The 13,946-nt window shown below is 38.8% G+C and carries 13 protein-coding genes; 2 read left to right on the top strand and 11 right to left on the bottom strand.

The features are described 5' to 3' along the window. Positions 1-5: 5 nt before the first annotated feature. Positions 6-557, bottom strand: a complete 552-nt coding sequence (locus MKY80_RS03275) for an XRE family transcriptional regulator (RefSeq protein WP_342531992.1) — start codon at positions 555-557, stop codon at positions 6-8. Between the two features lie 125 nt (positions 558-682). Here MKY80_RS03275 and MKY80_RS03270 point away from each other — a divergent pair, with 125 nt between their 5' ends. Further along, the gene (locus tag MKY80_RS03270) at positions 683-1,417 is read left to right on the top strand and encodes an AzlC family ABC transporter permease (protein ID WP_008178782.1); all 735 of its coding nucleotides are present in this window, start codon (positions 683-685) and stop codon (positions 1,415-1,417) included. Continuing rightward, positions 1,414-1,740 (top strand): AzlD domain-containing protein, encoded by a 327-nt coding sequence (locus tag MKY80_RS03265; RefSeq protein ID WP_008178784.1) that lies wholly within the window; start codon positions 1,414-1,416, stop codon positions 1,738-1,740. Before MKY80_RS03270 ends, MKY80_RS03265 begins: the two co-directional genes overlap by 4 nt. 31 nt (positions 1,741-1,771) lie before the next feature. Here MKY80_RS03265 and MKY80_RS03260 read toward each other — a convergent pair whose 3' ends face one another. The 10 genes from MKY80_RS03260 to uvrA form a co-directional block, all read right to left on the bottom strand. After that, the gene (locus tag MKY80_RS03260) at positions 1,772-1,993 is read right to left on the bottom strand and encodes a DUF2198 family protein (protein WP_008178785.1); all 222 of its coding nucleotides are present in this window, start codon (positions 1,991-1,993) and stop codon (positions 1,772-1,774) included. Next, a complete protein-coding gene (locus tag MKY80_RS03255; RefSeq protein ID WP_008178787.1) occupies positions 1,993-3,174 on the bottom strand; it encodes a PDZ domain-containing protein in 1,182 nt (393 codons plus the stop codon). Before MKY80_RS03255 ends, MKY80_RS03260 begins: the two co-directional genes overlap by 1 nt. 121 nt (positions 3,175-3,295) lie before the next feature. Then, complete coding sequence (locus tag MKY80_RS03250; protein ID WP_036123391.1) at positions 3,296-4,738, bottom strand: S41 family peptidase; 1,443 nt, start codon at positions 4,736-4,738, stop codon at positions 3,296-3,298. 234 nt (positions 4,739-4,972) lie between these two features. Continuing rightward, positions 4,973-5,560 (bottom strand): redoxin domain-containing protein, encoded by a 588-nt coding sequence (locus tag MKY80_RS03245; RefSeq protein ID WP_008178790.1) that lies wholly within the window; start codon positions 5,558-5,560, stop codon positions 4,973-4,975. A gap of 2 nt (positions 5,561-5,562) precedes the next feature. Beyond that, on the bottom strand, positions 5,563-6,195 hold the full coding sequence (locus MKY80_RS03240) for a hypothetical protein (RefSeq protein WP_171365797.1): 633 nt from the start codon (positions 6,193-6,195) through the stop codon (positions 5,563-5,565). A 323-nt stretch (positions 6,196-6,518) separates the two neighbouring features. Next, on the bottom strand, positions 6,519-7,829 hold the full coding sequence (locus MKY80_RS03235; RefSeq protein WP_008178793.1) for a M23 family metallopeptidase: 1,311 nt from the start codon (positions 7,827-7,829) through the stop codon (positions 6,519-6,521). Between the two features lie 58 nt (positions 7,830-7,887). Further along, positions 7,888-8,772: a permease-like cell division protein FtsX gene (gene ftsX, locus MKY80_RS03230; protein WP_008178795.1), complete on the bottom strand. Its 885-nt coding sequence runs from the start codon at positions 8,770-8,772 to the stop codon at positions 7,888-7,890. Further along, on the bottom strand, positions 8,762-9,448 hold the full coding sequence (gene ftsE, locus MKY80_RS03225; RefSeq protein WP_008178797.1) for a cell division ATP-binding protein FtsE: 687 nt from the start codon (positions 9,446-9,448) through the stop codon (positions 8,762-8,764). The genes ftsX and ftsE overlap by 11 nt, the downstream gene beginning before the upstream one ends. 240 nt (positions 9,449-9,688) lie before the next feature. Then, on the bottom strand, positions 9,689-10,876 hold the full coding sequence (locus MKY80_RS03220) for a DUF4097 family beta strand repeat-containing protein (protein WP_089986733.1): 1,188 nt from the start codon (positions 10,874-10,876) through the stop codon (positions 9,689-9,691). A 197-nt stretch (positions 10,877-11,073) separates the two neighbouring features. Next, positions 11,074-13,941: an excinuclease ABC subunit UvrA gene (gene uvrA, locus MKY80_RS03215; protein ID WP_089986734.1), complete on the bottom strand. Its 2,868-nt coding sequence runs from the start codon at positions 13,939-13,941 to the stop codon at positions 11,074-11,076. Between the last annotated feature and the right edge of the window lie 5 nt (positions 13,942-13,946).

The raw sequence follows: 13,946 nt of genomic DNA, 5'->3' as shown, positions 1-13,946 counted from the left end.
CACCTCTATTTATACTGTAAAATTAAATGAAAAATTGTTAACCCTTCAGATGTATTTCGATATTCATGGGGTTGATGCCCCGAGAATACTAGTGTATCCCCTTCATCCAGTAATTCATGCATATCTCCAGCAGAAATAGCAGCTTGTCCTTTGATAATCATGACAGTTTCCTCTACCCCTTCTGTGTGGGCTTCACTCCTACTAATGGATCCAGGCTCCATTTCAACCTTGTAGAATTCCCAACCTCGTTCAGGATTATACGGAATAATCGAATAGACACGATAGCGTCCCTCATCCTCATCAACATGTGGGACATCCTTACCGCTGTAACGCATGAAATGAGCTGTTGGCGGCTGTAATAAAGAAGAAAATGAAATACGCATTCCAGCAGCTATTTTCCAAATGGTTGATACAGTAGGATTCGCTTCTCCCTTTTCTATTTGAGCGAGTTGCGCTTTACTAACGCCCGTTGCTTTGGCAACATCATCTAAGCTTAAATGACGTTGTTGTCTAATTTTCTTTAATTGAAAGGCTAAATTTCTGCTCATTTGTTCCATTTTTAATCACCAATTTTCCATTGTTTATTTTATCAGACATATGTATACTTTAATAAACATCAAGAACTATCAAACTATTCCATCAACAGTATACATGGAAATTTTTAAGAAAGGATGACCTATTTATGACAAGTACAACAGAGCTTCATCATGATCCGGCAACAAACTCTCCCAACGATAGCTTTATACAGGGCGTGAAGGATTGTGTACCTACCTTACTCGGTTATATTAGTATAGGACTTGCATTCGGTGTTGTAGGTTCCGCTTCAGGACTATCAGTACTGGAAATCGCCCTTTTAACCATATTGATTTACGCAGGCTCTGCACAATTTATTTTTTGTGCACTACTTTTAACAAGTAGTCCTGCTTCTGCTATCATTGTAACCATTTTTGTCGTCAATTTACGCCATTTATTAATGAGTTTAACATTAGCCCCTCATTTTACGCATTATTCCATGCTTAGAAATGTAGGCTTCGGTACTTTATTAACAGATGAAACCTTTGGGGTGGCTGTGACCAAGCAAATGCAAACCGGTAAATTATACGGTAAATGGATGGATGGGCTTAACTTAACAGCGTATATTTTTTGGATTTTATCTTGTGTCACGGGTGCCTTCTTAGGGCAATGGGTGGCAAATCCTGAACAATGGGGACTAGATTTCGCCTTAGTCGCTATGTTTGTCGCTCTTTTAGTTTTACAATTGAGTAGTGTCGGCAAAAGTAAAATCATGCATTATATTAAGTTAATCGGCTATATGGCTGTTATTATGTATGGTCTTTCTTATATAGTACCTTCACATGTGGCTGTTTTGCTAGCAACGGTGATCGTAGCAACTATTGGGGTGGTGACTGACAAATGACAACAACCGCTTATATGGTATGGCTGATTATTGGCTGTGCGCTTGTCACATGGCTACCACGTGTCATTCCGTTTATTTTTGTACGCAGTGTCACACTCCCGGATGTAGTGCTAAAGTGGCTTAGTTTTATTCCTGTTTGTATTTTAAGTGCTCTTGTCATCGAAAATTTAATCGATACCGAAAGTGGCAAAGTTGTGACTCTTGATTGGCCAGTCTTTATTACATTCGTGCCAACGCTAATTATTGCGCTCATTACAAAAAGTTTATCTATTACTGTCGTTGCAGGTGTTATCATAATGGCAGCTGTGCGATTTTTCATGTAAAAAGGTCAGTCCCCACGAGGACTGACCTTGTTTATTTCTTCATTTTACTTGCTAACCAAAAGCCCACCGTTAATGAAAATGCATCTATAACGAAAATAATTGGTGGGGATGTATATCCTGCATATACTGAGGCAGCGATAAGCGCAATAGCCAATAATAGAGCAACATAGCGATTATACGTAATTCTTGTGAACAATAGCACCAATAAAGCAGGTATGAAGAGCGCCAACATCATTTTCCCAAAAACGTCCATTATATATCCCTCGGCTCAGCAAGTAGTAATCCAATTCGGTAATGATCATTACTATAAATGACATGCTGCGTTAAACGAATTTCATTGTTTCGATCTAGCACTTCGAGACGACAATGAGCGGCATTCAATTGTAATGCCTCGTATAATTCACTTTCTGTAAAAATAGAAACACCATTTACTTTCCGAATACATTCCCCTGCAAGTAAGCCCATTTTCTCAGCTGGCGAATCAGGAAACACTGCTGCAATAATTGCACCCTTTGTGCTAGGTGCTACCGCATAATGATCTGTTTTATCCTGCTGAGCATAATAGATGGAGATGATGATACGGATAATTGCTCCCAACCCAAGCGTCATATAACCGATCATTGGTTCAAGATATGCAGCCAGCCCCCCTATTAAAATAAGCTGTCCAAGTATAACTACAGAACGCCCAATTTTAGGAAATACTAGGGCAGGTAAATCCCTTCTTATCAGCTTCGAAAAGCCAATTACGAGTGGGAAAAGGACCAGTGCAAAGCTAGTATCCCCTATCGTAAACTGTGGCCAGTACGGGAATACAGCAGAAATCGCATCACCAGGCATAACAAAGAAAATAGGCAGTACCCAAACATTTCTTGAACGATAGACAATCGCCTGCATACCTCGTTTTGTTTTTTCCACGCAAGGTGTTGTGACCTTCATTGCTGCACGTCGAATTAAAAGACCTTCAGCAATAACACAAAGACCTACAAGAATAGAAATGGTAACGATAGCCCCATTCTCTAAATCGACACCTGCTAGGGAAATGTTCCACCAAGTAAAGGACCAGTTGTAGTAAGACATAGCCCATATTGCTAGCGTTGCTATACCCATTGTTAAAATAGGTGACAAAGCATTTAGGAAATACAATACGAGCCCTACTACCGAGACTGCTATTACAAGGATTAAAAAAACTTTTGGAACGGTAAGCCCTGCCGCCACACTAATTAGCGAAATAAGCAATGCATAAAGCCATCCATCTTTCCATTGTCCGACTAACTCTGTCCAGCCCCAAATAATCCGTCTATTAAAATATTTACGCTCCTGCTTTACGCGACGATAACCTAATAAAATAGCAAATATGATGGCTACATACAGTAATGGGTTGAGTAAAAAGCGGCCAATCGCTGTTACAATTTCTAATAATATATCACTAACCATACGAACACCCGCCGTTTCTATCTTGAATACTATGAATTTATTGTATCAAACGACTACACTCTTGCGTAGTACAAACTCATAGAAAGCTCTGTATTATGGTATTTTTGTTCTACTAGTGAGTTTATTGTTCGATTGCGTGTAGTAAAAAACTAGTTGCCATTTGGAATTGTTGGTCGTTTTGACGGTCTACTTTATAATTTTTTAATGTTTCATTCAAGCTATTAAAGAAGGTCGTATCCATATAAAATTCATCTTCTGCTAGTTTTAATTTTTTCTGTTTTCGATAAAGGTTAACCGCTTCAGCCGTTGTATCATCCATATAACCATCTAAGCGATCAATCTGATAGCCAAGTTTCTGCAAGGCATTTTGAGAATAAGAAATTTCCTCGCTCATATCGCCCACTTTAAACTTCCCTGTCAGAGGATGTAGTTGAAAAGCGAATAATTCATTTTGCTCGATTACTAAGCTTGCCTCAATGCCTTGCCCATGAATCCATTCACGTTTTGGTGTTAGCCATTTATTCGTGGATAATTTAAGCTCTCCGCCATTCGAAAGCTCCCATGATTCCTGTACAGTTCCTTTCCCAAAGCTCTTCACCCCAACAAGAGAAGCACGCCCCCAGCTTTTTAAGGCTCCGCTCAATACTTCACTTGCAGAAGCACTTCCTTGATTTTGTAAAACAACAATCGGAATTTTGTTCATTTTTTCTAAATATTTTTCATCGATACCTTTTGTTTGTGTTTTTAATGGTTCCATAGCACCTTCAGCATTTTGCATATATGCAAATACCTTGCCACTATCTAATACTGTGCTTAGTAGCGCTGCGACGCTATGTAAATACCCCCCTGGATTATCACGAACATCAATAACAATTCCTTCAACATCTTTCCGAAGTAATTTACTTGTTTCAGCAACCCATTCATTTGCCGTCTTCTCACCAAACAGTGAAATCGAAACATAGCCAATTGCTGTATCCTCTACTTTTACAACTTCACTTGAGACAGTCTTGTTAGAGATCGCAGCCCGCTCCATTGTCATCTTAATATGCTTATCCTCACTTGGACGGTAAACAACAATGGTAACCTTCGTCCCCTTCTCCCCTTGAATTAAATGCATCAATTCGCTCATCGTTTTACCATCTACACGAACACCATCAACTTGTACAATTTCATCGAGTGAACGCATTCCAGCCTTCTCTGCTGGTGATGAACGAACAGGGGAAACTACGATAAATTTCCCTTTATTTTCTGAGAGTTCAATCCCAATACCTACTCTTTCTTCAGCTAGCATTTGTCGATGTTGCTCAGCCTCTTCCTTGGAATAATAAGTGCTGTAAGGGTCCTTAATGGCATCTGCCATACCACGAAGGGCTCCTTCCACCAAAGCATCCTTTTTTGTACTGTATACTGATTTTTCTTCAATGAGGGTTATGGCCTCACCAATTGTGTCAACCTCCGTAACAGGCTCCTTTTTATCACCAATATTAAACCAATCAAAGTAAATACCACTGCCTACCACTAAACTACTAAGTAGGACACCGACACCGGCCGTTAATTTGCGCAAATCTTCCCTCCTCCGTCTCTTTTACTGTATGACACTATTTTTTCAAACATACAAGATTAGTTTTCAAAATTATGATTTGAGGAGATACTTTCTATCACTTTGTGAGCAATCGGCATTACTCTGTGGAAATGTAAAAAAACTACTATGCATGATGAGATTCCTCATCACGGTGTCACCGTAAAATAAAAAAATCTGCTCGTTTCTACGATAGAAACTGAACAGATTTTTTATGAATTAATCTAATGCATCTACATATTCTTTTAACATATCCACGTCCATGGGTCCTTTAATGGCACGTTGAATATAGCCGTTTGAATCAATAAAATAAGTTGTCGGAATGGTGATAATTTGGTAGTCTGAGCCTGCTGAATTTTCAGGATCCAACAAAATTGGGAATGTTAGCTCAAAGCTATCTCTAAAAGTCATCACCGTATCCACTTTCGCATCCGCTGTCACATCACGCTCAGCTGATGTTAAATTGACAGCTACGATTTCTACATTTTTTTCTTTGCCATATTTATCATAGAAACTTTGCATATGGGGCATTTCTGCCTTACATGGTGGACACCATGTCGCCCAGAAATTTAATACAACCTTCTTTCCACGAAGATCACTTAATGTGATATCTTCCCCATCTAAGCTTGTTAATGTAAAATCTGGCGGTGTATCTCCATTTCCTAAACCAATTTCTCGCTCCCCTATATCCTTGCCAAGAGCAGATTTTTCAATCGCTCTGTCTTCATTAATTTGCTGTCTAACATATGTACCAATCATCGCAACTACTAAAAGCACGACAATCAGTAGTCCAATATTTTTTTTCATTCTTACCCTCCCACTTTGATTCGTTCTTCTTGTTCTAAAACTATACCAAGACAAAGCAATAATAAACTCATACCTACAGCCGTTTGCCCTATACCAAGTGGCTGGAAGAAGGCAACAATGATTAGACCAGCTGTATACAGTATTAAGCCTCGTTTTACTCCTCCCTGCATTTTCCATAGTATGAAGACAGTCAATACACTTAGTACCATTAATGTAGTAACTTCACTCGTTGTAGAGTTGTCGTTGAACAGCACTACAAGCCATTGATAAATGGATTGAGTTAAGATGATCGCCCAGCTATACGCCATTATATGATGGCCTTGTAACGAGAGATTATGTCGCTTCCGCCATACTTGCAAAGATGCAGCGATGACGCCAAGAAAAACACCAACTGTACCTCCATTGAAATAAAGTAATGAGATAGGCTGCGCCACCACTGATTTAAAGTCAGTGACAAGCAAGCTAAACTTCCACACAAGTATAAATGTAAAGGCTGCATCACTATATGCCTCAGACCACTTTTTTGAAAATTGTAAGCGCAGAATAAGCCAAACTATGAAAAATGTAATAAGTAGAGCAATTGCAGTTGCTGGTAAAGTTAGTGCTCGGATGGAGTACCAATTTGTATTGATCACTCTCTAATCCACCTCCGAAAGATACATACAGCATAGCATAGAACTTTTCAACATAAGCCAATTTCACACTGTGTTCAGAAAATCTTAAGAAATATACCCCACTACGTATATATTCATCATAACATTAAATAGAATCTGATCATAGGAAAAGGGAGGAGCTTCGCTAGTTCCACGTCCTAACAATATTGCTGTTTACCCAAATAGTTATGGTTAGCTAGTAATTCAATTTTTTCGTTGGAGCACTAAACATATTTAGGTCCTTCATAATGCTGAAGGACAAAAAAAAGCTACACACTAGATTGCTCTAATGTATAGCTGATAGTTTACAATGGAATATATTTTAGCGGGTTTACACTACCAACTGCTTGTCCTCTCCAAGGTCCAATGTGCACTTCGAAGTGTAAGTGTGGACCAGTAGAACGACCAGTGCTACCCATTGCAGCAATTTGCTGACCTTGCGTTACTTCTTGTCCTACACTCACATTAAATGAATTTAAATGTGCATAGACAGTTGTATAAATTTGCCCATCCACCGAATGCGTCAGAATGACAACATTTCCATAGGAACTTAGTGGTGCAGCGTAAGCAACTACTCCATCCGCTGCTGCCCAAATTGGTGTCCCTGTTGAATTGGCGAGATCCACACCATAATGGAATTCAGGGCCTGCTCCAAGGTTCCGCCATCCATAAGGTGATGTTAAACGACCATTCGTTGGTTTTATCCATGTGCCGTTCGATTGTGGGGCATTAACTGTACCACCTGATGAGCCGCCACCGCCATTGTTGGCAGCTGCTGCAGCCGCTGCAGCTGCGGCTGCTTTACGTTTTGCTTCTTGCTGACGAGCAATTTCAGCTAAACGTTTTTGCTCAGAAATAATTTGATCCTGTAATTCTTGGCTTACTTCCAAAGCCTCTGAATATTCTTTTTCAAGTAATACTTTTTCTGATTTTAGCTTTTCTTGCTCTTTTTCTAATTGGTCAACTAATTTATTTTTCTCAGTCTTTTGGCTATTTAAGGAAGCCTTTAATCGTTCAAGCTCCGCTCGTTGACCTTCCAACTTTTTACGTTTTTCTTCTACAATTTGCTTTTGTTCTTCTAATTTTTGCTTATCATCTTTTTGATCTTGAATAATTTGACGATCCGCTTCCATTAAGGCATTGACCGCAGAGAATCGATCAATAAAGTCTACAAAACTATTAGAACCTAATAATACGTCTAAATAGCTAACAGAGCCTCCTGCTTGAATTGCTCGAGCCCGCTCTTGTAATAAAACATCGCGCTCTTCAATTTTATGCAATAGTTCTTTAATAGACTCTTCTAGTTTTTTTATTTCTTCATTCGTTGCTTGAATTTCGGCTTGTACTTTTTTTATATCACTATTTGTTTTGTCGATTTCAGCGTTTAATGCTTGAATTTGATCTATGATTTTTTGTTGTTTTTCTTGATTCGCTGTAATGGCATTTGATTTGTTTGAAATGGATGAATTTAATTCATTTTTCTTTGTTTCAATTTGCTTTTTCTCTTCTTTTAAATCCGATAAACTTGTTGCAAACGCTGATGGAGTTTGGATAAAAAGAATTAGAGCAGATGCTACTGCAAGTGTTTTCAATGTGTTTTTCGCCTTACTTTTCACCGATTGAACTCCCCTTCGACTATTTTTCCCACACACAAATATCCGCTGTGAGTGTAAACTAAATTTTTAAAAACTTACGCACTGACATGAAGCTTCCCCAAATACCGATCAACACACCAATAAGTAACAGAAGACCGCTCACCTGATACACGAGTGGAGAAAAATCTAATACTTGAATGAGCTCACCTTGTAAACGAGGTGCAATAATTTTATATATATTGTGGTAAAGGGTTGTGACAACCGCAATCGGAATAATAGAACCTAAAATTCCGAGCCACATACCTTCCAATAGGAACGGGATACGCACGAATGAGTTCGTGGCACCTACTAGTTTCATAATTTCAATTTCATCTCGTCGAGCAATAATCGTAATTCGAATAGTATTTGAAATTAAGAAAATCGCTGTGAATAATAACCCTAAAATAAGCACGATTCCTACATTACGACTCATATTTAAGAAGTTAAATAGTTTTTCTACTTTGCCTTCACCATACATAACGTCATATGTATACTCATATTTATCAATCGCCTTCGCCACTTTTGCCGTTTGCTGAGGCTCTGTTGCTTTTACATAAATTACATTACGTAATGGGTTACTTTGCTCAAATAGCTTAAAATCGTCACCAAAATCTTTAACTAATTTGGTTAACTCATCTTCCTTAGTTGAGTAGTTCATTTCTGAGACACCGGGCAATTTTTTAACTTTCTCAATGAGCGCTTTTTCTGCCGCCTCATCTGCTGTTTCATCAATTAAGACTTTAATCTCAACGTCGTTTTCTAAATCCGATGCCACTTTATTTAAATTCATCATAATAAGCGCAAAAACACCAACTAGGATAAGTGTAACTGTGACTGCACTGACAGACGCAATCGTCATCCAGCTATTTCGTCCAAGAGACTTAATACTTTCACGGAAGTGACGCTTTACAGTACTAAATTTCATAGCCGTATTCACCTCCGTGTTCATCACGGACAATTAACCCGCCCTCAATAGCGATAACTCGACGTCGAATCGTATTCACAATCTCACGGTTATGGGTCGCCATTACAATGGTTGTCCCCCGCGCATTAATTTCTTCAAATAAATTCATAATCTCCCATGAAGTTTCAGGATCAAGGTTCCCCGTAGGTTCATCCGCAATCACAACTTTTGGTACATTGACGATAGAGCGTGCAATGGACACTCGTTGTTGCTCTCCTCCTGAGAGCTCATTCGGAAACATTCTAGCTTTATGCTTTAATCCAACAAGCTCTAAAACTTCCATAACGCGACGTCTAATCTCATCAGGTTGTTCCTCGATTACTTCTAGCGCAAACGCTACGTTCTCATAGACATTCAAACGAGGTAATAATTTAAAATCTTGGAAAACAACTCCAAGTTGACGACGCAAATATGGGACTTTCTTATTCTTTAACGTTGCTAAATCGATACCATTTACAATAATCTGCCCTGACGTTGCTTTTTCTTCACGGTACATCAATTTGATAAATGTAGATTTACCTGCACCACTTGGGCCTACTACATACACAAATTCACCCTGCTTTATGTTTACAGAAATACCATTTGTCGCAACAACGCCATTGGGGTACTTCTTCGTTACATTTTTCATTTCTATCATGATTAAACCACCTAAAACTCTCACTATGTAAGAGGTATTTCATTTACTATTATAGCACTCTATTTCTGTTTTTTTATTACAGTTTCATTTCAATCCGTGGCAGTTCCTTCTATTTCGTTCTTTCCTTGCCATAATCCTTAAAAATTTGACATAAAATAAAAACAGCAATCGACGACATCTATTGTCGATTGTTGTTTCAAAAGAAAAAAGCATCCAGGCAATCAGCCTGAATGCTTTGTATTAAACTTGCTGCTCGTCTGTTGTTGTGTAGCGAATTAAAACAGCACCTGTTTTTGATTCTCCTTCGATAAATAAGCGATTTGCATGTTCAACTTCTTTATCAAAACGAACAACTTTAGAGAGGAATTGATCCTGCGACTCCATTTTGGAAACATCATGTATACCGACGTCTACTTTCCCAAAATTCGTCACCACTTTACCACTTAATGAAATAGTTCGAGGCACGTATAATTCAACCGCTCCCGCAACCGTTTGAGCTTTTATTTTGGATGAATTTGTTGAGCATGTCGTCACCACAACATGTCCATTAACAGATTTAGCTTCTACTTCGTCCAACGCACCATCTAAATAAACACGTCCATTTAATGTTTCAGCTTCTAAATCTTTCCCGCGAACCTTTGTTAATTCAATGGAGCCATTAGAGGAATCTACTTCCGCTTTCCCAAAACTGAACTTAGTCCCTTTAATAGCACCGTTTAATGTTTTCACCTTTAATTCTTCAACATCTGTATCCTGTAATGAAACACTACCATTCATCAGTCGGACAGATAATTTTTCAAGTTTATCCTTTGGAACTAGTACCTTTGCATTGACTTGAACAAGCTTTAATTGGCTCAAAATTCGAAGTGAATGCTCATCCTCTTTCACAACAAATTGCTCTAAAAAGTGATTGCGTGTTTCTTCTTCACTATCATTCATAAGCGGTGCCTTCACCTTGCAAATAACTTGAATCGTATCTCCCTCACTGGATTCCAATGAAAAGTTACCATTCGGTAACTCAGCAATAATGCTTTCTACATTGGCAGCAGCCACTTCTTCTGTATGCGTAAACTCAAATTTATCGCCAAACGGAGAAGCTACATCAAATTCCTTCACCTTTTTGACAGCTGTATTCATCATATCCATAAAGAGAGAACCAATCTGTGTTAAATCCTTACGAAAATCTTGCATCTCATCTTGGAAATGTTTCATAAAATCTTCTTTTTTCTTGTCGCCATCTTTAGACTTTTCTTCAAATAATGACTCTTTGTCAGAAGAAAATGACTGTGACTCTTTAGACACATCATCCATAACATTTTGAGTAGATTTGCCGGTTTGCTCTAATGCTTCTAATAATGTAATCGCCTCTTGTGCCGAAATCGTACCTTTTTCTACAAGTTCTAAAATTCGTTGACGTTCATTTTGCATAACTAAATAGCCTCCCTCAGTTCGTTATACTATTTATACGATTCTTTTTTTGAAAAGTTTCACTGCAAAATTGAAATAAAATGGATTTTTTATTACAACGAAGGCTTTCCTTCTTGTCAGCTTGAAAGATGTGCTCCCATTCTTCTTTAATTCTATGGATTGAGTTGCGCTTTTCGTATTCCGATTGAAGGCCGGGATTAGGATTTAGAAGCTTGTGCTAATACTGCTTCCATTCTAAGGCGGTCACGTTCTAAAATTGGTTTTAAATATTTTCCTGTGTAAGAACCTGGCACTTCTGCCACTTCTTCAGGTGTACCTGTTGCAATAATCGTACCCCCTTTGTCTCCACCCTCTGGACCTAAATCGATAAGATAATCAGCCGTTTTGATAACATCTAGATTATGTTCAATAACTAATACGGAGTCACCATTTTCAACAAGACGTTGTAGCACTACAAGTAAACGTGCAATATCGTCTGCATGTAAGCCTGTCGTCGGTTCATCTAGAATATAGAATGATTTACCTGTTGAACGTCGATGTAATTCAGATGCTAATTTTACACGCTGCGCCTCTCCTCCAGACAAGGTTGTGGCAGGTTGTCCTAATTTCATATAACCTAATCCAACATCAACAATAGTTTGAAGCTTACGTTGAATCTTTGGAATATTTTCGAAGAATACTACTGCATTTTCAATCGTCATATCTAAAATATCTGCAATACTTTTGTCTTTATATTTCACTTCAAGTGTTTCCCGATTATAGCGTTTGCCGTGACATACTTCACAAGGAACATACACATCAGGAAGGAAATGCATTTCTATTTTAATAATTCCATCTCCACGGCATGCTTCACAGCGGCCACCCTTGACATTAAAGCTAAAGCGACCTTTTTTATAGCCACGCACCTTTGCTTCATTCGTGGTAGCAAAAACATCGCGTATATCATCAAAGACTCCCGTATAAGTAGCTGGATTCGAGCGTGGGGTACGGCCAATTGGAGATTGGTCAATATCGATGACTTTTTCAAGCTCATCCATCCCTGTTACCTCTTTATGTTCTCCCGGTTTAACCTTGGAACGATTCAGCTTCTGTGCCAATGATTTATATAAAATTTCATTAATCAGCGTGGATTTCCCTGAACCAGATACACCTGTCACTGCGACAAATAAGCCAAGTGGAACATCGACTTTGACATTGCGTAAATTATTTTCCTTGGCACCCTTAATCGAAAGCTTACGACCATTTGGTTGACGTCTTTCAACTGGCAATGGGATAAATTTTTTCCCGCTTAAATATTGTCCTGTTAAAGATTTATTATTTTCCATGACTTCCTGTGGTGTACCAGCTGCAACAATTTGGCCACCATGTACACCTGCACCTGGTCCAACGTCAATCAGATAATCAGCTGCTAGCATCGTATCCTCATCATGCTCCACCACAATCAGTGTATTACCAATATCTCGCATGTTTTGTAAGGTGCTAATCAAGCGATCATTATCACGTTGGTGTAAGCCAATCGATGGTTCATCTAAAATATATAGAACGCCTGTTAATCGTGAACCGATTTGAGTAGCAAGGCGAATACGTTGTGCTTCCCCACCAGATAATGTACCTGCTGCACGACTTAAAGTTAAATAGTCTAAACCTACATTAACAAGGAAGCCCAGTCGTTCTTCAATTTCCCGTAAAACTAGACGAGCAATTTTCATATCCTTTTCAGTGAGATCTAGCTCTTTGAAAAATGTGTCAGCTTCCTGAATTGAATATTGTGTCACCTCACCAATATGTTTGTCGGCAACTTTTACAGCTAATGTTTCTGGCTTTAAACGATAGCCTTTACAAGAAGGACAAGCCTGTTGTGCCATATATTTTTCCATTTGCTCACGAACATAATCTGAAGTTGTCTCTTTAAAACGACGCTCTACATTTCGGACAACACCTTCAAATTCAATCATTTGGTCTCGTACATTGCCAAACTCATTTTCATAATGGAAGTGAATCTTCTCTTTACCTGAGCCAAATAACACTTTGTCCATCTTGTCTCTTGGTAACTCTTTCACTGGCACATCCATTGGAATATTATAGTGATCACAAACTGCTTTTAATAATTGTGGATAGTACTGTGAACTTGTTGGCTCCCAAGGTGCAATAGCATGCTCTAATAAAGAACGATCCCAATCCGGCACCACTAAATCTAAATCCACCTCTTGCGTCGAGCCTAAGCCGTCACAGCTTGGACAAGCACCAAATGGACTATTAAATGAAAACATGCGTGGCTCTAGCTCACCAATAGAAAAACCACAAATAGGACAGGCATGATGTTCACTAAATAGTAATTCCTCATGCTCCATGACATCTACAAGCACACGACCATCGGCCAAACGAAGAGCTGTCTCTAAAGAATCACTTAAACGTGCAGCGACACCTTCCTTCATTACAACACGGTCGATCACTACCTCAATAGAGTGTTTTTTATTTTTATCAAGATCAATCGCATCATCTAAATCTCGTAAATCTCCATCAATTCGCACACGAACGAAGCCTTGCTTTTTTAAATCTTCTAGCAGTTTTACATGTGTTCCTTTACGTCCAGAAACCATTGGAGCAAGGAGTTGCATTTTGGTTCTTTCTGGATAAGTTAATAAACGGTCCACCATTTGCTCAATCGTTTGGGAAGTAATTTCTATCCCGTGATTCGGACAAATCGGCTTACCAATACGTGCATATAGTAAACGTAAGTAATCATAGATTTCTGTAACCGTCCCTACCGTAGAGCGTGGGTTACGACTCGTTGTTTTTTGGTCTATTGAAATAGCAGGCGATAATCCTTCGATTGCATCAACATCTGGTTTGTCCATCTGCCCAAGAAATTGACGCGCATAGGCGGAAAGAGACTCGACATAACGTCGTTGTCCCTCCGCATAAATCGTATCAAATGCTAATGAAGATTTACCTGATCCTGATAATCCTGTTAAAACGACTAATTGATCACGTGGAATTGTGACATTAATATTTTTTAAATTATGAGCACGTGCACCTTGCACGACAATTTCAGTATTTTTCACAAGTC

The organism is Lysinibacillus sp. FSL R5-0849 (assembly GCF_038595075.1).
Lineage (GTDB): Bacteria > Bacillota > Bacilli > Bacillales_A > Planococcaceae > Lysinibacillus > Lysinibacillus fusiformis.
Note: the sequence above shows the minus strand (reverse complement) of the source record. Positions and strands in the feature narration are given on the sequence as shown.

What these genes read in the sequence shown, in the direction of transcription:
- MKY80_RS03275 (WP_342531992.1), bottom strand. Translation starts at nt 557, where the DNA reads ATGGAACAAATGAGCAGAAATTTAGCCTTTCAATTAAAGAAAATTAGA.
- MKY80_RS03270 (WP_008178782.1), top strand. Translation starts at nt 683, where the DNA reads ATGACAAGTACAACAGAGCTTCATCATGATCCGGCAACAAACTCTCCC.
- MKY80_RS03265 (WP_008178784.1), top strand. Translation starts at nt 1,414, where the DNA reads ATGACAACAACCGCTTATATGGTATGGCTGATTATTGGCTGTGCGCTT.
- MKY80_RS03260 (WP_008178785.1), bottom strand. Translation starts at nt 1,993, where the DNA reads ATGGACGTTTTTGGGAAAATGATGTTGGCGCTCTTCATACCTGCTTTA.
- MKY80_RS03255 (WP_008178787.1), bottom strand. Translation starts at nt 3,174, where the DNA reads ATGGTTAGTGATATATTATTAGAAATTGTAACAGCGATTGGCCGCTTT.
- MKY80_RS03245 (WP_008178790.1), bottom strand. Translation starts at nt 5,560, where the DNA reads ATGAAAAAAAATATTGGACTACTGATTGTCGTGCTTTTAGTAGTTGCG.
- ftsX (WP_008178795.1), bottom strand. Translation starts at nt 8,772, where the DNA reads ATGAAATTTAGTACTGTAAAGCGTCACTTCCGTGAAAGTATTAAGTCT.
- ftsE (WP_008178797.1), bottom strand. Translation starts at nt 9,448, where the DNA reads ATGATAGAAATGAAAAATGTAACGAAGAAGTACCCCAATGGCGTTGTT.
- MKY80_RS03220 (WP_089986733.1), bottom strand. Translation starts at nt 10,876, where the DNA reads ATGCAAAATGAACGTCAACGAATTTTAGAACTTGTAGAAAAAGGTACG.